Here is a 20,022-nt window from a genome sequence, read left to right as displayed (position 1 = left end):
GACCGCCCGCCAACTGGGGTGGGGGGGGGCACCCGCGCGCCCCCCCCCCCACAGTGTCTTCTACCTGGAACTGTTGTCTTACTTGGACTTACGAGGTCCCGGCATAACCGCACCTGGACGGGCGGTAGTCAACCGCGTGACCCAACCACTGACCGGCCACTTCTTCAAGCCGACGTTGTGCGGGGTGACTTCCGTTCCGACGTACTTGGCAGCAAGGTCGTCGTCGACGGTTCCGTTGAACCGCCACAGTTGGCTTCCGTCTGCGTTGCGCGTGGACACCTCCCACGACTGAGCGCGGAATGCACCTCGAATGATGCTGTCTGCAAACACCAGAACCGGGATGCCGATCTCGGCGCGGACAGCCGCCCCGGCAGACCACTCGGCACGCGCGAGTTCGTAGATCTCTTCCGGCGTCGCTCCCGGACGAGCCGATGCCGGTACATGAAGGACGATGCTCGGCGTCGGGAGTTCCGGCGCGGGATCAGCCGAGTACCGCAAGGCGAGTTCCTCGACGCGGGTCGCACGGGTGTCCTTGTCCGACGTGTCGCCAGCGAGGTTGGTCAGGCCGTCTCCCGCGTCGGTGATCCGCAAGGCTTCCACGATGCCGCGGACGACCTCTCCTGTGGTGGCGGCGGAATCGGTGGCGGCGGAGACCGAGCGGAGGAGTACGAAGTGCTCTACCGCCGACCCCGCGTCGTAAATTTCGCGAATCCGAGCAATCTTGGCTGCAGTCACAGCAGTATTCGACTCGGCCGGCCCGGCCGCTCCTTCGAGATTCGCGAGTTCACCGAGCGCTTCGAACACCGGCGCGAACACCTGATTTCCCGTGCCGTGCCCGACTTGGAATACCTGGTGGTTGCGCGGGTCGCGCAGGGCAAAGACATACTGCCCCAGCCTCTTCCCGACCTTTTCGGTAAACGGCTGCGGAGCCGGCTTCCGGACGACGACCTCGGTGGACAGAGTGCGCATCACGGCCAGACGGAGTGCGTCGGGCACGCTACTGGAACCGGCAGCACCGGAAAAGATTGCCGCCGAAGCAGCGCTGATCGAGGTGAACGTGCGGCCGACTTGCTTCTCGAGAGAGGCAGAGACCGTACCGACCGCAGTCAGTTTTGCATCGAGGGTGCCGTCACCCTCGACAAGGAACTCCTTGATCAACGGAGCAACGAGCAGGGTGGAGCCGATAGCGCGAGGAACTGTCCAGACAATAGCCATGGCACGAGCCTAGGCGATCACTTCGAGACGCGAGGCGAAGGCGACTCAGCCCGCTGCTGCCGACCCGGCCAGTCCCTGCACAAGGAGGTTCCAGGCAAAGTGTGCGACTTCTTTTCGCGAGCTTTCGGCGGTCCGTTTCATGATCGCGGCAAACATGGCGATCGCCAGGATTACGTCCTCAGCGGTGACGGACTCACGGATCTTCCCAGTTCGGCGGGCCTGGTCCAGGCGTTCTTCGAGGAGATCCGTCAATCGTGTGCCGGCCGAATTCAGTCGTGAGTCGCCGAAGGAGACCGGCTTGATGACCTCCACGAAGACGATCGAGGTTGTGATCTGGTCGACCCGCAAGCGAAAAAGATCGTCGAGAGTCGAATCCGGATCGGCAGCTAGATCTTGCAGTTCGACGATGTTCGGCGAACCGAGACCGGCGTGATGCTCGGTTGGCTCCGACTGGCGGGTGTGCCACCGAACAGTAGAACGCCGACGGGGTGGATGGAAGCATCCGCGAGCGGTACAGGCGATGGTCATCATCACCCGGCACCCGCTGCGCCCGACACCGACGCCGAAGTCATGCCAGGAATCCGGGCTGATGACACTGATGCTCGGACAACGCGGGGCACAACCACTGCACTGAACCGCATTTGTACTGACTACCATGGGTGCCGACCTGTGAACTACCGCGCCAACCGCGACGACGCCTCGTCCAGAAGGAATCGGCACTTCATCATGACCCTGCTCGTTCGCGGAATCGAATGGTCGAACCCGACAGCACCGCGGATCCGATGCGTCGACGACACCACTTCCGCTACGACCTTCTTCACTCACGACTCGGTACTGCGATTCTCCGTCGACAAGGGGAAGGGCCGCCGTTGCCTCGGGTGGCGAGATCTCACCGCCGAAGGTCCAGGCCACTCGCCGTGTGACCGCGGGGCCACCGTCGTTTCCGGACGCCAATGCGATCGGTGCCGAAATCGTGAGGGGTTCACCACCGTTCATCAGGCCCACGTCAGCGGTGCGCACATTCATCCGAACGTGCGCACCTATCTCACGCAACCGCAATGGCTCTACGTCGACATCTTCGCCGGCGGTCAGATGAAGGTGGGGACGGCGGCCGAGTTCCGCAAGCATCCGCGAGTCGCCGAACAGGGTGCGGTCTGCGCATTGTTCGTAGCGCGGTCGACGGACGGTTACAGCATCCGTTCCCTCGAAGCCCGAGTCTCGGAACAGTTCCACTTGAGTCAGGCCATACGTACGTCTCGGAAGATCGAAGCACTGACAGGATCTTTGGATCGCGAGAAACTCCGAAAATCGTTGCACCACTTCGTTTCATCTGTCAAAGATGAGCTGAATGACATCGGGTCGGACATCGACGGAATCGAGATCCTGGAAGCTCCCGAAGAATGGACGGCGCCAGCGTGCGCCGACGTGGTCTTCGATGCGGCACCGTTGATCGCGTATCCGCACACCTTCGAGTCCGGGGAGCATTCCCTGTATTTGGAGGGTCTTGCCGGTTCGATCGCATCGCTGCGGATCGACACCGACCCTGAATCACCACGCTTTGCCGCGGACGTGTCCGGACTGGTCGGTCGAACCATCACCGTCGGCGAGTTCGAGTCCCCTGGCGTGGCGATTCAGGAATTGTTGTTCTGAAAGCAGGTCAGCAACTTCCCGCGGTCGCTGCGGCGAATCCGCGAGTGACCTCGGCCTGTTCGTCGGCAGACAAGCTCGACCATTCGGGATAAGCCTGAATGGAGGTCAGCATGTCGTTTGCCAATGATTCACGCGTCATGCCCATTTCCTCACCCGACTGGTCGATCGCCGGCTGGTATGCGTCGAGGTACTGGAGAACATCGGAGCACGCTTGCGCGTAAGTCCGTGGCAGTGCCGAACTCACATTCGGATCCGACGGGACCTCAGCCGGGGCGTTCGAGTCGACCGACGGTGCCTCGGTAGCCATGTCCGACGACGTCGCCGGAGCCTCGGATGACGTCGTCGGCGTCGCAGTGGTGGTCGCCGAAGCGGAGGAGGTGAGTGTTCCGACCTCGGTCGGCTTGTCTCCGTCAGAACCGCAGGCAACCAGCGCCACCAGCGAGCAGGCACCGATGAACCCGGTGATCGTTTTCTTCATCCCTCAAGGATGCCAGAGGGCGACTGGCGTTCGAACGGACCGGCGTCGCCGATCAGCGACAATCGACCGAGCAGCCTGTCGAATCCGTGCGCCTCACCCTCCCCACTGCGGGATTGGACTGTAGGCCCCGTTCGCGAACCCATGCTACGGTGACGTAACTGCAAAATAACTACGGGTGGGATTGTCCGGTCTGCCGCGTTCATCCTGAACGCTCTGATCGGAAATAGTTCGTCTTTAAGGGGCTGGAACGAGTGGGACTTTTTCGTCGACGAGGCTCCCGGGAGGATGACGACGATCGCGGGCAAAACCTCGATCGAAGCGATCTCGGGTACGCCGCCTGGTTCGCGAACGTCGCCGACGCGGGCGGTCAGCCGATTCCGTACAAGCGTCCGCTGACCGCGCCGGTGTATCCGCAACTCCAGCCGCCGGTCCCGGACTACGAGACAGACACGAGATGGCCGCTCAACGCACCCCCCAGAGACGGCTGGCTTCCCGCAGAGCGCATCGACGAATTCGAGTCGTCGAACGACCGCTCATCCGCGCATAACGAGACAAGTCCCCAAATCTCACAAGCTGAACAGTTGCCGCCCGGCCCATTCCCGACGCCGCAACCAACGATTCCACCTCGAAAAGTACCGATGACTTCACCACCGAAGCATCACCTGGAGTCGCCCCGCGCGGCTCTGCCCAACCAAGGAGAAGCAATGAGCAACATCGACAAAATCCTCGGCGAATTGATGCGCATCGACGGTGCCAGCGGTGTAGCCGTCGTCGACGCCGACAGCGGAATGGTTCTCGGCATGAGCGGCAACCCGTCATTCAGCCTCGAGTACGCCGGAGCCGGCAACTCCGAGGTTGTGCGAGCAAAGCTCCGCACGATGAGTAACTTGGGAATTACCGACACTCTCGAAGACATTCTGATCACCCTGAGCGGCCAGTACCACCTCATTCGTGTCCTCGAGACCCCTGGACTGTCGACTCTGTTCGTGTACCTCGTCCTCGACCGCGCACGTGCGAACCTGGCACTCGCTCGCCACAAGCTGGGCGAACAGACCCCCAAGATCGAGATCTGAAGCTTCCACCCCTCCCCGACAAGGCCCGGAGATCGCCGCACGGCGATACCCGGGCCTTGTTCGTTCCGCATCATCGATTTGTGTACGACGTGCGGGCACCGATACTGAGACGGTGACTATCGCGGACACTCCTTGCGTGTGGTTGACCACTCTTCGAACTGACGGCTCACCGCACACGACTCCGGTCTGGTTCTTGCTGCGTCAGAACACATTCTGGATTCCGAGCGCCGAAAAGAATCGGAAGGTTCGGAACCTGCTGAACGATCCTCGGGTCTCTTTGGCGGTCGACGGCTCCACACGCGACCCGTGGGTCGCACAGGGTCTCGCAACAATTCATCACAACGTCGACGAGTTCGGTGATCTCCTGCGACTTTTCGGCAAGAAGTACAACGGCTGGGACGCCGAGGACGAAACCAGCGACGGACCGCGAGTTCTGGTCTCGGTCCCGGTGAAGCGGTGGCTACTTCGACCGAACTGACGGGAGGTGCCGGTTCAGCCCGAAATGTCGTGAATGACATACTTGTAGTTCATCTCTCGAAGAAATGGACTCTCGCACATGGCACGCACGGCACATCACAGGCGCGGCATCACCGGCGTCACCATCGGCATCGCTGCCGTGATCGTGCTGGGAGGTTGCGCCAATTCGAAGGCCGCAGCACCCGAAACGTCCTCTCTCGGTTCAGGAATCGGATCCGGCGTAACGACGACGGTAGTGGCCGGCGCCTCGACGCCGTCGTCCGCCGCAATTGAACTGCTGGCGCAGATCCCGATCAAGGGACGCGCACCCAAGACCGGATACGACCGCGCCCTGTTCGGTACGGCCTGGACGGACGACGTCACCGTCGAGTTCGGCCACAACGGCTGCGATACGCGCAACGACATCCTGCGCCGCGACCTCACCGACCTGACATTCAAGGACGGCTCCAAAAGCTGCTCGGTCCAAACCGGCACGCTCCGTGACCCGTACACGAACAAGACCATCGCGTTCACCCGCGGCCAGGACACGTCTTCTGCAGTCCAGATCGACCATGTTGTCGCACTCTCGGACGCCTGGCAGAAGGGCGCACAGCAGCTCGATACGCAGACGCGAACCAATCTCGCCAACGACCCTCGAAACCTGCGCGCTGTCGACGGACCCACAAACCAGAAGAAGTCAGATTCCGACGCAGCGTCGTGGCTGCCACCCAACAAGGCCTACCGCTGCCAGTACGTGACTGCTCAAGTGGAAGTCAAAGCGGCATACGGTTTGTGGGTCACCCAAGCCGAACACGACACTATCGCCGACATTCTCGCGACCTGCTGAGACTTTCGCAGTGATCAGCGGCCATTTATCAGAGACCTTTGATCAGCGACCCTTGATCAGATACCGCACAATCGCCATTCCGAGCGCGAGGCCCAACACGGTGGCCAGCGCTGCAACCAGACCGTGACCGGTCACGGCGACGAACACACCGGTAATGACCGCGACAGCGGCGATGATCCCCGCGTCTACTTTGCTTTGACCACGTTCAGGCATGGCACTCTCTCGTACCGTCAGGTACGTCCGCTCCCCTCGTAGCGGACGGACCCAGCGGCAATCTGTCGAAATGCGCGAACTTCTGGTGGCCTCACCGGGCTGACTTTGCGGGCGGTCCTGCGAGGCCGGCACGTCCCCCGGAGCCAACTCACATCGGTTCACGAAGTCCGTCCCTTGACAGAATATACCGAGTGGTAGGTAATTACCGAGGGCTAAAGTCCCTGGTCATGGACTGATGCGACGAGTGGTCGGAAACTCGAGACGAACGACGACATCGGCGTGCCGAGCGTTCGAGACCCTCGACCTCATCCATGCGCGGTCAGAAGTATCCCGCGCTCCGCGAAATACCGATCGAACGTCTCCCATCCCATCGATACACCGGATTGCGTTTCCTTCGTCCTACCGGAGGGGTTGTGAAACGTCACGCCTTCGTCGGTGCAATCGGTGACCAGAACGAGGTGACCGCCGATCCGACTCGGCGGGGGCGTACCCGATTCCGCATCACGAATCGAAGCATGCACGGACACCATGGCGAAACTGTCCGGTGCGGTCATGTGATCGCTGAGTTGATCCAAAGGTAGTGGAGCGACGGAAGTTGCCTCGAGGCCCCATGATTGTGTCGAGAGGTAGTCGACGAACGGCTGGTAGATCATTCCGGCAACCCGATCACCGTCTCGCCGGTATGCACCCGCAGTTTCCAGTTCACGCATGAGGATCATTGCCGGTGGCGGCGCGACTCCAGAATGCGCCAATATCATTCGAAGGCAGGCGATCCCGCATCCACGCCACGACCAAAATGCGTAGTCCTCCGGAGTACTTGCGCCGGATGCAGACCAGGCCGGATCGTCTTCCGTTCGGATCCGGCCCGACAGAATGTCGTCGACAAGCTCAGGAGACTCCCATTGCGAAAAATAGGGAACGCCGGCGTTTCGGCTACTCGGCACGATTCGAACCTGTCACTCCAGCATTCGATCACACACCCGTATTTCGAGCCGAAACGTCGACGTTCCCAGCCTGCCGAGATGACTCAGCCTCCGAGTGAACCCGTCCTCTCGGAACAACCTGTTTGACGTTTGCTGCCGAACTGTAACTCCTGGCCAATCGAAACAATCGAGATTCATTGCAGCGAAATAGAATTCGACGTCCATTCGCATCACCGCCAAATTTCCGTCCACACTCTACCCTTACGGGAGGGTAGAGTCTGAGAACCTCGTCAGGACGGAATCTCATGGCAGTAACCACCGCTTCATCCACCAACGACAACTCGGTAAGGGCCGCGCTTCGGTCACCTCGCCGACTCAAAACCGAAGTGTTGGCCGGACTGGTCGTGGCATTGGCATTGATCCCCGAAGCGATCTCGTTCTCGATCATCGCCGGTGTGGATCCGCGGGTGGGACTGTTCGCGTCGTTCACGATGGCTGTGACCATCGCCGTCGTCGGCGGACGACCTGCCATGATCTCCGCGGCCACTGGCGCCGTCGCACTGGTCGTCGCTCCGCTCACGCGCGAGTACGGAATCGACTACCTGATCGCGACAGTCCTCCTGGCCGGCCTCCTCCAGATCGTGTTGAGCCTCCTCGGCGTCGCAAAGTTGATGCGCTTCATCCCGCGCAGCGTCATGGTGGGATTCGTCAACGCACTGGCCATCTTGATCTTCATCGCCCAAATCCCCCACCTGATCGATGTTCCGTGGCTCGTCTACCCACTCCTGGCCGTCGCCCTCCTGATCCTCGTGTTCTTGCCGAAACTGACGAACGCGGTCCCGGCTCCACTGGTGGCAATCGTGCTACTGACCGCCGCCACAGTCGTTTTCGCTTTCGACGTTCCCGACGTCGGCGACGAGGGCGAACTTCCGTCGAGCCTGCCGACGCTACTGTTCCCCGACGTCCCTCTGGAAATGCACACACTGTCGATCATTGCTCCGTACGCATTGGCCATGGCGCTCGTCGGACTCCTCGAATCGTTGATGACGGCCAAGCTCGTCGACGACGTCACGGATACCCACTCGAACAAGACCCGAGAAGGGTGGGGCCAAGGCGTCGCGAACATCGTCACCGGCTTCTTCGGAGGCATGGGAGGGTGTGCGATGATCGGCCAGACCATGATCAACGTGAAGGTCTCCGGCGCTCGCACTCGGATCTCGACCTTCCTTGCAGGCGTGTTCCTGCTGATACTCGTGGTCGGCCTGGGCGATGTCGTGGCGTTGATTCCGATGGCCGCATTGGTGGCCGTCATGATCATGGTCTCGGTCGGCACTTTCGATTGGCACAGCATCAATCCGAAGACACTGCGCCGCATGCCGATCGGCGAAACAGTGGTCATGCTGGTCACGGTGTCCGTCACTGTCGCGACCCATAATCTTGCCTACGGCGTGATCGTCGGAGTGATCACCGCGATGGTGATCTTCGCCCGCCGCGTCGCGCACCTCACCGAGGTTGTCGACGTAGCGCATCCGGACGAGGACACCCGTGTCTATGCGGTTCGAGGCGAGTTGTTCTTCGCATCGAGCAACGATCTGATCTACCAGTTCGACTACGCCGGCGACCCGAAGAACGTTGTCATCGATCTCTCCGAGTCTCATATCTGGGACGCGTCGACCGTCGCGACCCTGGACGCAATCACCACCAAGTACGCGGCCAGAGGCAAGAAGGTCGAGATCGTGGGCCTCGACGGTGCGTCGGCCGAGCGCCATCTGCGCCTGTCCGGTCGTCTGGGCGACGGTCACTGAGAGGATGGAGGCCGAGCGCGACGAAAGTGGGAGTGATGTCTGAGCCGGAACATGCGGGCCAGGGGCAGAACATGCAGATCGGTCAGGTTGCCGAGCGCACCGAACTGTCGATCAAGACGATCCGTCATTACGACGAGGTCGGTCTGGTGACCCCGTCCGAGCGGAGCGCGGGGGGTTTCCGCCTGTACACCGAGGCCGACGTCCAGCGGCTACTGGTTATCCGACGAATGAAGCCGCTCGGATTCAGTCTCGAAGAAATGAAACAACTCCTCGATTCTCTGGCAGTGCTCGGTGACGAAGCTTCGAACGTGTCAAGGCGAACCGGTGCAACCGAATTCGTCACTGCCTGCCATACCCGAGCGGAAGAAAGCTGCATACACTTACGTAAGCAACTCGCCTACGCCGAAGAACTGACGGGATTGCTCGCCGACCACAGTCTGAACGGTGAACGGCATTCGTGATCTGCCGGCTGAACTAAGCTGAGTTGATGGCCCGATACTTCGACGTACATCCCGAAAACCCGCAGCCGCGCGCGATCAGCCAGATCGTCGAAATGCTGCGCAACGACGCGGTCATCGCCTACCCCACCGATTCCTGCTACGCCTTGGGCGCCCGAATGGACAATCACTCGGGCACCGATCGAATCCGCGAGATCCGTCATCTGCGGTCGGATCACCACTTCACGCTCGTCTGTGCCGACTTCGCGCAGCTCGGGCACTTCGTCCACGTCACCAACTCGGCGTTCCGCGCGGTGAAAGCGGCCACCCCGGGCCAATACACGTTCATCCTTCCCGCCACGAAGGAAGTTCCGCGGCGGCTGGCACACGCCAAGAAGAAGACCGTCGGGGTGCGCATCCCCAGCCACCCGGTAGTGCGTGCGCTCCTGCAGGAGTTGGGTGAGCCGATCCTCTCCAGCACCCTTCTGCTGCCCGGCGCCGAGGAGCCGATGACGGACGGCTGGCAGATCAAGGAAGAACTCGACCACCAGCTCGACGCGGTCATCGACTCGGGCGACTGCGGTACCGAACCCACCACGGTGGTCGACTATTCGTCCGGTGCTCCCGAGATCGTGCGCGTCGGAGCCGGAGATCCCTCCCGTTTCGAGTGACCGTCCAGGTCAGCTTCGCGTTTCGGGGTGGACGTTTGCCGAGCCACGTATCGATGGAAGAGGAGCGGAATTGTCCTCGATCCCCACGCAACCCTCGCGTATCACCCGGAAGGGATGATCAGGCGGTCCTTCCAGCGATCAACAGCGCAGCGACGAACTCACGCACCAACGTCCGCTCGTCGTTCTCGTCCGCCCCCGGCACCATGAGTAGCGAGAGGATCACTCGCACGATCCAGCGTGCCCGCGACGCTGTGCCTGCTCCGAGTTCACCGAGCATCGCGACGCCCAGTCCGTTGATTACGTCGGATGAATTGGCAAGTTCACCTGCAAGACTCGCATCACCCGGAGTGAACCATGCAGCCAACGTCGGAGTGCTGCGCACCGCGGACACTGCAGTGAGCATCGCCGTTTCGAGACGTTCGCTCGGATCATCGATGGTCGCTACCGATTCCGCGATCGCAGTTCCCAGCCTGCGAGCTTCGCGGTGAACGAATGCGATGTGAAGAGCCTGCCGATTCTCGAAGTACCGATACAAGGTGGCCCGGGAACATCCTGCAGCAGAGGCTATCTCCGCCATACCGACGGCGTTGACGCCTTTCTCGACGAACAATTGTGCCGCGCTGTCGAGGATCTTCTCGGCTGCAGCCAAGGCACGACCCTCACCGAGCCAGTCGTTGCTCACGGCCGAGTCACCGACATCGGAGCCGTGAGTGGACGGCGCACGTAGTTGCCCGGCGCGTATTGCATCGCGTCGATGTCGACATGGAAGTCAGGAATCCGGGAAAGCAACTCTTCCAACGCAACTCGTGCCTGCATTCGAGCTGCCGATGCTCCCAGACAATGGTGGGCTCCGTGACTGAAGGTGAGAATCTTCTGCGGTCGACGCAAGACGTCCAACTCCGCCGCGTCGGGTCCGTACTTTTCAGGATCACGATTGGCCGCACCGTACATGAGCAGAACTTTACGTCCCGCCGGAATCACTTTGCCACCCAAGGCCACATCGCGCGTCGTGGTGCGTGCCAGACCTTGGACCGGCGAGGTGAGTCGAAGCAGTTCATCGACTGCGTCGGTAATCAATGCCGGACCGTCCACCAGGATCTGACGCTGGTCGAGGCGTTCGGTCAGCATCGCCACCGAGCCGCCCAACATTCCTGTTGTCGTGTCGTTTCCCCCGGCCACCATGGTGAAGGCGAAGCCGAGAATCGACAGCAGGCCGGACATGTCGCCTTCTTCACCGAGCCCTGCGGCGAGTAGATGCGAAATCGTGTCGTCACCTGGTTCGACCTTGCGGCGTTCGATCAGCGACGCGAAGTACATCATCAACTCACCGGTGGCGGCCTGCGCCGTCGTCGCTGCTGCGGCCACACCACCGGCCGAGTTGGCGGCAACAATGGCCTCGGTCCAGCCGTCGAACTGATCACGGTCCGCTTCCGGCACGCCCAGATAGTGCGCGACAACCATCGACGGCAACGGCTTGAAGAGCTCGACGACGAGGTCGCCGCTGCCACGCGCTTTCAACGCTTCGATACGCTCGACGACAAATTCGCGGACCATCGGCTCGACTGCCGATACCTGACGCGGGGTGAATCCCTTCGACACCATGCGCCGAAACTCCGACTGCGCGGGCGGATCCTGCATCACGAACGGCGGATTGTCCTGCATCCCGATCTGCTCGAGTTCACCGTAGACAGTGGTCAATCCCTTTGCCGACGAATATGTCTCGTAATCGCGGGCAGCGTTGTAGACGTCTCCGTGACGGGTGAGCACCCAGTAGTCGTCCTGCGGCGCAGCCTCCGGCACAACATTGTGAACAGGGTCGTTCTCGCGCAATGCGTCGTACATTGCCCACGGCGAACGCCAGGACTCCCCGCTGGAAGGAACGAACCGTGGCGAATGTGACACAGATGTTGTCATGACTCGACTATGAGACAAATAGTCGAATGTGTCAACGTTTTTATGATCAACTGTTTTTACGACCAACATCGAGTAACTCTCATACGCGCAGCACACTATCGCGTGTCGAGTGATCACGATCCGAAGAACCACCCGAAGAGCAGAGGCCTACGTCGATTACGTGTCCCTATACCGCGACACCGTCACCTGGGCAGCATTCATCGACGCGGACGAATACCTCCAACACGCACCAGGATTGGACTGGGAGGCACTACTCGGCGGCGTTCCTCAGGCGGGTTCGCACCGCATTGTTCTCGATGGGCTGGTCTACGAATCCAGGTGGACGCGCGACGGTCAACTGCGAGACGTCGAGGCACTGAAATACCTTGGGCTACAAAGCCACGGCTGCAAGAACATACTCGGACTGTCGGCGATTCTGCGCGCAGACGTCCACTGGGCCTGGAAGACAACCGAACCCGACACCTTGGTCCGGCCGGACAGATCGCTTTACTACTTCCGCCACTACCGCGGTTCGGAAGCGACACTCGACTACACCCGATGCCGAACTTCGGACCCCAGGTCTACGAAGAAGGCGTAGACATTCCGGCGACAATCGACCTATCACAAAAATGAATGTGCCTGCAAGGCACAGGTATTCATGCGCAGATAAACCTCCGGCCCGCGTCCACGAAGGCGATGCCTTCAGAATGCGGGCCGGAGGATCAGCTCAGCGACAGATCAGCTGAAGGACTGCAGGGCAACGCCCAGTCCGACGATTGCGCCGATACCCGAGATCAGGCCAGCAACACCCGTGATAACCGGCTGAATCTGCTTGATCAATGCCAGGTCTGCGTCCGAAGAACCCATGTCTAACTCCTCATCATGGAATGTGTGTACGCGTTCCGCGCGTCCGGTGTGTAACGGCGCTCACAATATACGTAAGACAGCCGAAATTTGAAGCGGCACCGCCGAGTGGGACGTAACTCACATCTCATCCAGCGGGAACCCACGAGTAACAATGCGCGATTCGGACAACGCTTCGGGAACCGTTGAATGACGAGCAGGAGAACAGCAGTGGGCAAGTTGGATGGAAAAGTGGCCCTGATCACTGGCGCAGGGCAAGGCGTCGGCCAGGGAGTTGCGTTGGCGCTCGCCAAGGAGGGCGCTTCTGTCGCGGTCGCGGGCCGCACTGAGTCGAAACTCGTCGTCACATGTAACGAGGTCACCGAACGTGGCGGCCGCGCTGAACCGGTGCTCGTGGACATCGCGGATGCGGAATCCATCACCGGCGCCGTGGTGCGAACGGTGGAACTGTTCGGCAGCGTCGACATCCTGATCAACAACGCCAGCCTCAACCCGCTCGGCAACATCCTCGACCTCACTCCGGAGCGCCTTGCCGACGGACTGATGTCCGGCCCCGTCGCGACGCTGCGAACCATGCAAGCCTGCTACCCGTTCATGAAGGACCGCGGCGGCGGGGCGATCATCAACATGGTCAGTTCCGTGGCCGTCCGCTGGGACGCTGCCGGCTACGGCGGATATGCCGCGGTGAAGGAATCCGTCCGAGCCCTCAGCCGCGCAGCAGCGTGCGAATGGGGCGTCGACGGGATCCGTGTCAACGCGGTGGCCCCACACGCGTCGTCACCCGGGTTACAGCGTTGGGCAGAAGCGCGCCCGGAAGAGGCTGCAGCTTTTGTTGCCGGGATTCCGCTGCGGAGGATCGGAGACTGCGAAACGGACATCGGCACTGCGGTGGCTTTCCTGGTCGGCCCGGATGCCGCTTATCTGACCGGAGCAACAATTCCGCTCGACGGTGGTCAGTCGCGCTGGGGCTGAGAGGTGGCGTCGTCGAAGGCAAGCACCGCCGACTTGTCTTCGGCGATCGGGCGGCGGAAAACGAAACCGACCACAACGGATGCCAAAACCAACGCGGCCAGCACTATGAGCCCGACCATCCACCACATGGTTTTCAGTATGCCCGAACCGACATCGTCCGGACGCGTACTGCGGCCGCGGGAAATCGATGGCAACCGTGAAAAGTGCTTGGCACCAGTTAAATTCCGTTTTGACCGTTTCGTGAGCTTCTCGAAAATCCGTGATCGAGCACACAATTTCGGATCCCGAACCGGGACGAGTGCGTGACTACGACGACGCCTCGGTGCATCCTGTCAGGTATGGAATCCGCTGTTTCGGCCCAACTTGCCGACGGAAGCACCCTCACGCGCCCGTGGGGTGGGACAAGCAACATCACCGATATCGGCGGTGATGTTCACTGGATCGACTTCGGTGGTCCCAGCGGAGCACCGCCCATCGTGCTCGTTCACGGACTGGGCGGCTCACACCTGAACTGGGTACGGGTGGCACCAGCACTGGCGGCACGCACGCGCGTGTATGCATTGGATCTCGCCGGATTCGGACTCACCTCTGCCGGTGGGCGGCATACCGGCGTCGATGCCAACGCGGCGCTCCTGAATCGCTTTCTCGACACAGTGGTGGGTGAGCCTGCCGTCCTGTTCGGCAATTCGATGGGCGGAATGGTCTCGGCAATGTCGACCCACGCCAGTCCCGAATCAGTGGCCGGCCTGGTCCTGGTGGATCCGGCGCTCCCCCTGCCGGTCCAACTTCCCGACCTGACCGTCGCGGCGCAATTTGCGCTCTACTCGATGCCGTACGTCGGTGAACAGGTTCTCGGCTTCGGGCGCCGGAAGATGTCCGACCGGCAGTTGGCCGCACAGATGACCAGATTGTGTTTTGCCGATCCGACGCGAGCAGACCCCGCGGTCCTCGACGCGGGCGCCGCTTTGACGGCGATTCGCCGCAACGAACCCACTCAGGATGCCGAGTTCCTCCAGGCAGCACGGTCACTGTTGATGACCCTCGCCCGTCCGGCCTCGTATCGAAAGACCCTGCGAGAGATCAGGACTCCGACGCTCCTGATCCACGGCGACCGCGATCGGCTTGTCCCGGTCGAGGCCGCACGGGCGGCCGCTGCCGCGCATCCACACTGGACCACCATCATTCTGGGCGACACCGGCCACACCCCTCAGTTGGAGATTCCGGACGTGTTCTCACGCCATGCGCTCGCGTGGCTCGATCGGACCGGATTGATCGCACGGGGTTGATCACGAGCTGACCCGTACCGGCACCACACCGGTGGAACGGCCTTGCCGATCGAGCAAGTGCCCCATCAACTTCGGCGTATCCAGGACGATTCAGTGGCACTCGACGGTGTCGGAAACCAGCCGCCGAAGATCACATTGGCAGGTTCGGCGCACCGGTGAACGTAAAGCGGTCAAACACACCAAAGCTCAAGTCCTGGGAATGTGTCGGGGTACGCGCGTAGCGTGAAATTCGTGCCTTCCTCGGCCAGCCCGCTCTGCGTCCTTGCTTGTGTATCCGTTTCGGTAAAGGAGAATTGTCAGATGCCCGCACGTACAGCGCTCGACGGAACACCCTGTTGGATCGACCTCACCAGCTCCGACACCGCGGTTGCCAAATCCTTCTACACCAACGTGTTCGGTTGGCAGGCTGACACAAACGACGACCCGCAGTACGGCGGCTACGCGATCTTCAGCAAAGACGGGCAGCCCATCGCCGGGCTCGGCCCCCAGCAGGAGGGAAGCCCGTACGGCGACGTCTGGACCACCTACATCTCCTCTGCTGATGCGGCAGGGTCAGCGTCCAAGGCCGAAGCCGCGGGCGGCATGATCATGATGCCGTCGATGCAGGTCGGTCCTCAGGGCAGCATGGCGATCGTGGGCGATCCGGCCGGTGCCGTCGTCGGTATCTGGCAGGCAGATCAGCACAATGGTTTCGGGCTGGTGGGCGAGGCCGGCGCACCGGTGTGGCACGAGACATTGTCCAAGAACTACGCCGCGGTTCTGCCGTTCTACACCGATGTGTTCGGCTGGACTTACGAGTCCATCGGCGACAGCGACGAGTTCCGGTACTCACAGGCCAAACAGGGCGACACCGTCGTCGCCGGTTTGATGGATGCCAGCTCGTTCCTCCCGGCGGAGGTGCCGTCGTTCTGGCAGGTGTACTTCGGGGCGGACGACACGGATGCTGCAGTCGCGAAGGTCGTCGAATTCGGCGGCAGCGTTTTGCGCGATCCGGAAGACACGCCCTTCGGCCGTCTCGCGTCGGTTGCAGATCCTCTCGGTGCCAAGTTCCAGATCTCCACGATCACGGAATGAATCTCCGCGCAGAGGCCGCACCGGTCCGCGGTCTCTGCGCACCGATCGTGGGAAAACACGTATATGGACGCCGGCTTTGAAAAGCACAGATTTGAACACTCGCCCAGAAGGTATGCAGTTTTCTGTGTCCAACGCCTAATCTCATGGGATGCCCGCCCCCGCCCCTCTCCTCGATGTGTACTCGCAGCCGACACTGTCGACGCTTGCGCCGTCGGTACTCGCTTCCCTCGGAGTGAGCGGCGAAGCGAACCGTCTCGATCTGCAGCCCAGCAAAAAGACCGTCATTCTGCTGGTAGACGGGATGGGCGCGAATTTGCTCGCCCGCAACGCCGAACATGCACCATTCCTGAATTCGCTCGTCGGAACGCCCATACGGGCAGGTTTCCCCACGACGACGGCCACCAGCATCGTCTCGTTGGGGACCGGTCTGCCTTCGGGAGCGCACGGCATCACCGGCTACCAGTCCTACGTCGAAGAAGCCGATTCGGTGTTCAACTGGCTGGGCTGGCACAGCGCGGGCAAGAAGGATTCTCAGACCGACTCCATTGTCCCGGAGACCCTGCAGCCGCAGGCCACGACCTTCGATCGTGCCGCGGCCGCCGGCATCACCGTCACCACCGTCGTTCCGTCCAAATTCGACGGCAGCGGCCTCACCCGGGCCGGGATGCGCGGTGCCCAGTTCGCCGGAATCCAGGCGTACGGAGACCTCCTCGCTCGCACCGTGGCGGCGTCGAAATCTGCCGACCGGACTTTCACGTACTGCTACATCAGTGAGATCGATGCGCTGGGCCACGTCTACGGCCCCGAGTCCGAACCGTGGACATTCCAACTGATGCTTGTCGATCGACTGGTCGAACAACTCGCCGCCGCTCTCGGTCCGGACGTGAGATTGCTGGTTACGGCTGACCACGGAATGGTCGACGTGTTGGACGAGAACAAGATCGACTTCGACAACACCCCGATTCTGTCCGAAGACGTACTCGCCCTTGCCGGTGAACCGCGTTGTCGGCACATCCACACAAGAGAAGGCGCTGCACAAGATGTTGCGGACCGCTGGCGCGCCGAACTGGGTGATCGCATGTGGATCGGGACGAGATCTGAAGGCATAGTCGCGGGATTGTTCGGGCCCGCAGTGCATTCCGAGTATCACGGGCGGATCGGTGATGTCATCGCCATTGCCTCCGGGGACGTAGCCGTCGTACGTCGATCTGTCGAATCGGGACTGTCCGGCCTCCGTGGGCAGCACGGCGCCCTGACCCCGGACGAACTGCTGGTACCGCTCTTGTCCTCAGGACAACAGTAGGGCTCGGGCCCGGTGAATCTCGGTAACACCGACCACCTTGCACGCGCCCAACAAGACAATGGCACCAACCGCTGCACCCGCCGACAATGAAACAGCAGCAGCAAGCCTGGGCTCGGGCACTCGATTCTGAACCACCACAACCAGAGCGAGCGCACAACCTCCTGCCAGAACTGCCGCCGCCGTAATCCTCCCGACGGTGGCCTGCACGCGACGGAATCCCAACAGCCCATATCGCTTTCGAAGCAGGACATGGCCGAGCACAGCTCCGCACACGTAGGAGAACGAGCCGGCCGCACAGACGGCCAGGATCAGCGTTTCATCACTCGCCGACAGGGACGCGAGAAGAACGAGCGCCGTCTTGGCAACCATCATCACAACGGCAATCACCGCGGGAGTTCGAGTATTGTTGTCGGCGTAGAACACTCGAAGCTGAAGCATGACCATCGCAAAGGGAACCAGCCCGAATGCACTGACGGCAACGGCCGTCCCGATCAAACGGGCACTGCTGCCGTCTACCCGGCCGAAGAAGATCAGGGTGGTCAACGAGGGGCCGAACACCATGAGTGCCACCGTGACCGGGATCAGAGCCACCACCGAATACCTCGCTCCCCGGCCGAGATCGGCTACGACGCCTACGTCATCCCCCGTGGCAACTGACCTGGCAATTCGCGGCATCAGTACCGTCAACAGAGACACTCCGAGAATTCCGTATGCCACTTGAAACAGCAGATCCGCGTGTGTGTACATCGAGTAGACGTGCCGTGAGAGCGTCACCTTCATCGTCACCCACACCCCGATCTGCCCGGCAACGACGTACACCAGAACCCATCCGAGCAATGGCGCCCCGACGCGCACCGGGCGCCAGGTGTGCGGGACGAACCGCACGCGAAGGCGCCACCGAAACCCGTTGCGGTGCAGCGCACAAGCAACTACGGCGGTTTGCGCCACGATCCCGAGCAGAGTGCCGATACCGATCACCAGAACCTGTGCCATTGTCATCGACTCGGGAGTCAGAGCCACCGGACCCGGGATGCACAGGAAGACTGCGACCGTCACCAGAAGGACGACGTTGTTGATCACCGGCGCCCAGGCCGGCGCGCCGAAGACCGATCGAACACTGAGCACAGCCGTCATCATCGCCGTGACGCCGTAGAAGAAGATCTCCGGCAGAAGCAAGTACGCGAAGAGCGTCGTGAGCTCGCGTTGAGCCGGATCATCGATCACGGCCGAGACCAGCGGTGGCGCGCACGCCACGGCCACTGCCGTCACGAGAGCAAGAGCAAGCGCTCCCACGGTGAGGACGCGCTGCGTCTGCTCTCGTTCGAGCGTCCGCCCACGGCGTCGTTGCCGTGTCAGATACGGCAGCAGGACACTGGCGAGAATCCCGCCGAGGAGAAGCTGATAGACCATGTTCGGGAAGCTGTTGGCCGCGTTGTACGCATCACTGACCAGGGCAATCCCCAGAACGGCGGCAAGGGCAAGGGTGCGGACGAAGCCGGTGATCCGGCTGACCGTGCTGGCGAGCGCCACTTGTCCGCCCATCTTTGCCAAGCTGCCGCCCGTCTCACCCGTACGTTCGGACTCCCCCACACTCTCGACCATCTCGCCAGGGTGCCACATCGCAGTGCTCAACGAGCCGGCCCGGAAACGACTGCCCTCCTGCTAACGAGGGAGCGCCCCGAACCGAAGTTCGAGGCGCTCAGTAAGTACGAGTGAAGATCAGGCTGATTCTGCCCCAGCCAACGGCGGCATGACGACAACCTGACCGGCGAAGGACAGACCGGCACCGAAGGCGAGAAGCAAGGCCTTGTCGCCCGCCTTGCACTGGCCGTCGCGCAGCATCTGCTCCATGGCGAGCGGGATCGACGCGGCGGACGTATTGCCCGTCTCGGCGATGTCGTTGGAGACCGGAAATCCCTCGGGCAGCTTCATGCTGCGAGCGATTACCTCGTTGATGCGCTGGTTTGCCTGGTGCGGCACAAAAGCGTCGATGTCCTCGATACCCAGACCCGACTTCTCCAGGGTGCGAGTGGCGACCTTGCCCATCTCGAAGGCGGCCCAGCGGAACACCGCGGTACCGGCCATCTTGATCCACGGCCGAGGTCCGGTCGGGTTCTTGGTGTAGTCGAGCCAGCTCGGCTCCTGAACGATGGCATCGGACTGGCTGCCGTCCGAACCCCATTCGACCGGGCCGATTCCGACGGTATCGCTCGGTCCGACGACAACTGCGCCGGCGCCGTCACCGAAGATGAAGCGAACGCTGCGATCGGTGGGCTCGGTGGCCTCGCTCATCAACTCGACGCCGACGACGAGAACGTGATCTACGGTGCCACCGCGAACGAGGTCGCTGGCGACTGCCAGGGCGGTACAGAAACCGGCGCAACCTGCTGCGATGTCGAATGCAGCCGGACCCTTGATACCGAGCTCATGGGCAACGATGGATGCGGCCTGAGGAGTCTGCAAGTCCCATGTCGACGTCGCAATGATCACGGCGCCGATCTGCTCGGGCGCAATGCCGCTGACATCGAGTGCTTTACGGGCAGCGCTGATCGACATGGCGAGGATGCCTTCACCTTCGCCGGAGAAGCGGCGCGACTTGATACCCGATCGTGTCTGGATCCACTCGTCGGTGGAATCGATCAGCTCGCAGATCTCGTCGTTGGTGACGACTCGCTCCGGGCGGTGAACGCCGAGCCCGAGAAGGACGGACTGCCGACCTCCGGCCACACTGGCAATCGGCTTACCCATTGATCGATCTCCTCGTTGGTTTCTGGTGATGACGCGCATTCGACATCACACGTTACGTAGTGGACATGGGCCACTGCCTCTCAGGTCACCGTTCGGTCACGGCAACAACATGAG

Annotated in this window: 22 protein-coding genes and 1 pseudogene; 12 read left to right on the top strand and 11 right to left on the bottom strand. The window is 61.7% G+C overall.

The window, feature by feature from the left end; genetic code table 11:
• Positions 1 to 78 precede the first annotated feature (78 nt).
• Both QM716_RS29045 and QM716_RS29040 read right to left on the bottom strand, forming a co-directional pair.
• Positions 79 to 1,215 carry a GIY-YIG nuclease family protein gene (locus tag QM716_RS29045; RefSeq protein ID WP_283307699.1) on the bottom strand — a complete coding sequence of 379 codons (1,137 nt, stop codon included), beginning with the start codon at positions 1,213 to 1,215 and terminating at the stop codon, positions 79 to 81.
• A 45-nt stretch (positions 1,216 to 1,260) separates the two neighbouring features.
• Positions 1,261 to 1,872, bottom strand: a complete 612-nt coding sequence (locus QM716_RS29040; protein WP_283307698.1) for a hypothetical protein — start codon at positions 1,870 to 1,872, stop codon at positions 1,261 to 1,263.
• A gap of 69 nt (positions 1,873 to 1,941) precedes the next feature.
• On the opposite strand from QM716_RS29040, the gene QM716_RS29035 reads away from it, so the two are divergent.
• Positions 1,942 to 2,865, top strand: coding sequence for a DUF2797 domain-containing protein (locus QM716_RS29035; RefSeq protein WP_283307697.1), 924 nt, complete (start codon positions 1,942 to 1,944; stop codon positions 2,863 to 2,865).
• A 7-nt stretch (positions 2,866 to 2,872) separates the two neighbouring features.
• Here QM716_RS29035 and QM716_RS29030 read toward each other — a convergent pair whose 3' ends face one another.
• A complete protein-coding gene (locus QM716_RS29030) occupies positions 2,873 to 3,343 on the bottom strand; it encodes a hypothetical protein (protein ID WP_283307696.1) in 471 nt (156 codons plus the stop codon).
• 704 nt (positions 3,344 to 4,047) lie between these two features.
• Here QM716_RS29030 and QM716_RS29025 point away from each other — a divergent pair.
• From QM716_RS29025 to QM716_RS29015, 3 genes and pseudogenes are all read left to right on the top strand, one after another.
• A complete protein-coding gene (locus QM716_RS29025; protein WP_283307695.1) occupies positions 4,048 to 4,416 on the top strand; it encodes a hypothetical protein in 369 nt (122 codons plus the stop codon).
• A 112-nt stretch (positions 4,417 to 4,528) separates the two neighbouring features.
• The gene (locus QM716_RS29020; protein ID WP_283307694.1) at positions 4,529 to 4,894 is read left to right on the top strand and encodes a pyridoxamine 5'-phosphate oxidase family protein; all 366 of its coding nucleotides are present in this window, start codon (positions 4,529 to 4,531) and stop codon (positions 4,892 to 4,894) included.
• A gap of 78 nt (positions 4,895 to 4,972) precedes the next feature.
• Positions 4,973 to 5,716: pseudogene (locus QM716_RS29015) on the top strand (HNH endonuclease family protein); the annotation flags it as partial.
• A gap of 45 nt (positions 5,717 to 5,761) precedes the next feature.
• Here the strand turns inward: QM716_RS29015 and QM716_RS29010 are convergent.
• Both QM716_RS29010 and QM716_RS29005 read right to left on the bottom strand, forming a co-directional pair.
• Complete coding sequence (locus QM716_RS29010; protein WP_283307693.1) at positions 5,762 to 5,932, bottom strand: hypothetical protein; 171 nt, start codon at positions 5,930 to 5,932, stop codon at positions 5,762 to 5,764.
• Positions 5,933 to 6,237: 305 nt separating this feature from the next.
• A complete protein-coding gene (locus tag QM716_RS29005; protein WP_283307692.1) occupies positions 6,238 to 6,876 on the bottom strand; it encodes a cysteine peptidase family C39 domain-containing protein in 639 nt (212 codons plus the stop codon).
• Positions 6,877 to 7,160: 284 nt separating this feature from the next.
• Between QM716_RS29005 and QM716_RS29000 the strand changes: the two genes are divergently transcribed.
• From QM716_RS29000 to QM716_RS28990, 3 genes are read left to right on the top strand one after another with little or no spacing between them, the layout of a single operon-like run.
• Positions 7,161 to 8,660, top strand: a complete 1,500-nt coding sequence (locus QM716_RS29000; protein ID WP_283307691.1) for a SulP family inorganic anion transporter — start codon at positions 7,161 to 7,163, stop codon at positions 8,658 to 8,660.
• A 35-nt stretch (positions 8,661 to 8,695) separates the two neighbouring features.
• Complete coding sequence (locus QM716_RS28995; RefSeq protein WP_283307690.1) at positions 8,696 to 9,121, top strand: MerR family transcriptional regulator; 426 nt, start codon at positions 8,696 to 8,698, stop codon at positions 9,119 to 9,121.
• 26 nt (positions 9,122 to 9,147) lie between these two features.
• Positions 9,148 to 9,768 (top strand): L-threonylcarbamoyladenylate synthase, encoded by a 621-nt coding sequence (locus QM716_RS28990; RefSeq protein WP_019747165.1) that lies wholly within the window; start codon positions 9,148 to 9,150, stop codon positions 9,766 to 9,768.
• A 118-nt stretch (positions 9,769 to 9,886) separates the two neighbouring features.
• On the opposite strand, the gene QM716_RS28985 is transcribed toward QM716_RS28990, so the two are convergent.
• Together QM716_RS28985 and QM716_RS28980 are read right to left on the bottom strand one after the other, a co-directional pair.
• Complete coding sequence (locus QM716_RS28985; RefSeq protein ID WP_283307689.1) at positions 9,887 to 10,450, bottom strand: TetR/AcrR family transcriptional regulator; 564 nt, start codon at positions 10,448 to 10,450, stop codon at positions 9,887 to 9,889.
• On the bottom strand, positions 10,447 to 11,682 hold the full coding sequence (locus tag QM716_RS28980) for a cytochrome P450 (protein ID WP_283307688.1): 1,236 nt from the start codon (positions 11,680 to 11,682) through the stop codon (positions 10,447 to 10,449). Before QM716_RS28980 ends, QM716_RS28985 begins: the two co-directional genes overlap by 4 nt.
• Before the next feature lie 160 nt (positions 11,683 to 11,842).
• On the opposite strand from QM716_RS28980, the gene QM716_RS28975 reads away from it, so the two are divergent.
• A complete protein-coding gene (locus QM716_RS28975; RefSeq protein WP_283307687.1) occupies positions 11,843 to 12,259 on the top strand; it encodes a hypothetical protein in 417 nt (138 codons plus the stop codon).
• Between the two features lie 140 nt (positions 12,260 to 12,399).
• Here the strand turns inward: QM716_RS28975 and QM716_RS28970 are convergent, their stop codons facing one another.
• Positions 12,400 to 12,528, bottom strand: a complete 129-nt coding sequence (locus tag QM716_RS28970) for a hypothetical protein (protein WP_007734598.1) — start codon at positions 12,526 to 12,528, stop codon at positions 12,400 to 12,402.
• Positions 12,529 to 12,735: 207 nt separating this feature from the next.
• On the opposite strand from QM716_RS28970, the gene QM716_RS28965 reads away from it, so the two are divergent.
• Complete coding sequence (locus QM716_RS28965) at positions 12,736 to 13,497, top strand: SDR family NAD(P)-dependent oxidoreductase (RefSeq protein WP_283307686.1); 762 nt, start codon at positions 12,736 to 12,738, stop codon at positions 13,495 to 13,497.
• On the opposite strand, the gene QM716_RS28960 is transcribed toward QM716_RS28965, so the two are convergent.
• Positions 13,479 to 13,616: a hypothetical protein gene (locus tag QM716_RS28960; RefSeq protein WP_283307685.1), complete on the bottom strand. Its 138-nt coding sequence runs from the start codon at positions 13,614 to 13,616 to the stop codon at positions 13,479 to 13,481. The genes QM716_RS28965 and QM716_RS28960 overlap by 19 nt on opposite strands.
• A gap of 219 nt (positions 13,617 to 13,835) precedes the next feature.
• Between QM716_RS28960 and QM716_RS28955 the strand changes: the two genes are divergently transcribed.
• The 3 genes from QM716_RS28955 to QM716_RS28945 all read left to right on the top strand — a co-directional run bounded on the left by QM716_RS28955 (position 13,836) and on the right by QM716_RS28945 (position 17,160).
• Positions 13,836 to 14,783 carry an alpha/beta fold hydrolase gene (locus QM716_RS28955; RefSeq protein ID WP_283307684.1) on the top strand — a complete coding sequence of 316 codons (948 nt, stop codon included), beginning with the start codon at positions 13,836 to 13,838 and terminating at the stop codon, positions 14,781 to 14,783.
• Positions 14,784 to 15,083: 300 nt separating this feature from the next.
• Positions 15,084 to 15,857 carry a VOC family protein gene (locus QM716_RS28950; protein WP_283307683.1) on the top strand — a complete coding sequence of 258 codons (774 nt, stop codon included), beginning with the start codon at positions 15,084 to 15,086 and terminating at the stop codon, positions 15,855 to 15,857.
• Between the two features lie 148 nt (positions 15,858 to 16,005).
• The gene (locus QM716_RS28945; RefSeq protein ID WP_283307682.1) at positions 16,006 to 17,160 is read left to right on the top strand and encodes an alkaline phosphatase family protein; all 1,155 of its coding nucleotides are present in this window, start codon (positions 16,006 to 16,008) and stop codon (positions 17,158 to 17,160) included.
• Here QM716_RS28945 and murJ read toward each other — a convergent pair.
• Positions 17,146 to 18,762: a murein biosynthesis integral membrane protein MurJ gene (murJ, locus tag QM716_RS28940; protein WP_283307681.1), complete on the bottom strand. Its 1,617-nt coding sequence runs from the start codon at positions 18,760 to 18,762 to the stop codon at positions 17,146 to 17,148. The genes QM716_RS28945 and murJ overlap by 15 nt on opposite strands.
• 117 nt (positions 18,763 to 18,879) lie before the next feature.
• Positions 18,880 to 19,908 carry a beta-ketoacyl-ACP synthase III gene (locus QM716_RS28935; RefSeq protein WP_283307680.1) on the bottom strand — a complete coding sequence of 343 codons (1,029 nt, stop codon included), beginning with the start codon at positions 19,906 to 19,908 and terminating at the stop codon, positions 18,880 to 18,882.
• Positions 19,909 to 20,022 lie beyond the last annotated feature (114 nt).

It is taken from the genome of Rhodococcus sp. IEGM 1409 (assembly GCF_030056735.1).
Taxonomy (GTDB): domain Bacteria; phylum Actinomycetota; class Actinomycetes; order Mycobacteriales; family Mycobacteriaceae; genus Rhodococcus_F.
This window is presented reverse-complemented; position numbering and strand designations above follow the sequence as displayed.

Excerpts from the sequence above, each read along its gene's own strand:
- QM716_RS29045 (WP_283307699.1), bottom strand. The coding sequence starts at position 1,215 with ATGGCTATTGTCTGGACAGTTCCTCGCGCTATCGGCTCCACCCTGCTC.
- QM716_RS29040 (WP_283307698.1), bottom strand. The coding sequence starts at position 1,872 with ATGGTAGTCAGTACAAATGCGGTTCAGTGCAGTGGTTGTGCCCCGCGT.
- QM716_RS29035 (WP_283307697.1), top strand. The coding sequence starts at position 1,942 with ATGACCCTGCTCGTTCGCGGAATCGAATGGTCGAACCCGACAGCACCG.
- QM716_RS29030 (WP_283307696.1), bottom strand. The coding sequence starts at position 3,343 with ATGAAGAAAACGATCACCGGGTTCATCGGTGCCTGCTCGCTGGTGGCG.
- QM716_RS29025 (WP_283307695.1), top strand. The coding sequence starts at position 4,048 with ATGAGCAACATCGACAAAATCCTCGGCGAATTGATGCGCATCGACGGT.
- QM716_RS29010 (WP_283307693.1), bottom strand. The coding sequence starts at position 5,932 with ATGCCTGAACGTGGTCAAAGCAAAGTAGACGCGGGGATCATCGCCGCT.
- QM716_RS29000 (WP_283307691.1), top strand. The coding sequence starts at position 7,161 with ATGGCAGTAACCACCGCTTCATCCACCAACGACAACTCGGTAAGGGCC.
- QM716_RS28995 (WP_283307690.1), top strand. The coding sequence starts at position 8,696 with ATGTCTGAGCCGGAACATGCGGGCCAGGGGCAGAACATGCAGATCGGT.
- QM716_RS28990 (WP_019747165.1), top strand. The coding sequence starts at position 9,148 with ATGGCCCGATACTTCGACGTACATCCCGAAAACCCGCAGCCGCGCGCG.
- QM716_RS28980 (WP_283307688.1), bottom strand. The coding sequence starts at position 11,682 with ATGACAACATCTGTGTCACATTCGCCACGGTTCGTTCCTTCCAGCGGG.
- QM716_RS28970 (WP_007734598.1), bottom strand. The coding sequence starts at position 12,528 with ATGGGTTCTTCGGACGCAGACCTGGCATTGATCAAGCAGATTCAGCCG.
- QM716_RS28960 (WP_283307685.1), bottom strand. The coding sequence starts at position 13,616 with ATGGTCGGGCTCATAGTGCTGGCCGCGTTGGTTTTGGCATCCGTTGTG.
- QM716_RS28955 (WP_283307684.1), top strand. The coding sequence starts at position 13,836 with ATGGAATCCGCTGTTTCGGCCCAACTTGCCGACGGAAGCACCCTCACG.
- QM716_RS28950 (WP_283307683.1), top strand. The coding sequence starts at position 15,084 with ATGCCCGCACGTACAGCGCTCGACGGAACACCCTGTTGGATCGACCTC.
- QM716_RS28945 (WP_283307682.1), top strand. The coding sequence starts at position 16,006 with ATGCCCGCCCCCGCCCCTCTCCTCGATGTGTACTCGCAGCCGACACTG.
- murJ (WP_283307681.1), bottom strand. The coding sequence starts at position 18,762 with ATGGTCGAGAGTGTGGGGGAGTCCGAACGTACGGGTGAGACGGGCGGC.
- QM716_RS28935 (WP_283307680.1), bottom strand. The coding sequence starts at position 19,908 with ATGGGTAAGCCGATTGCCAGTGTGGCCGGAGGTCGGCAGTCCGTCCTT.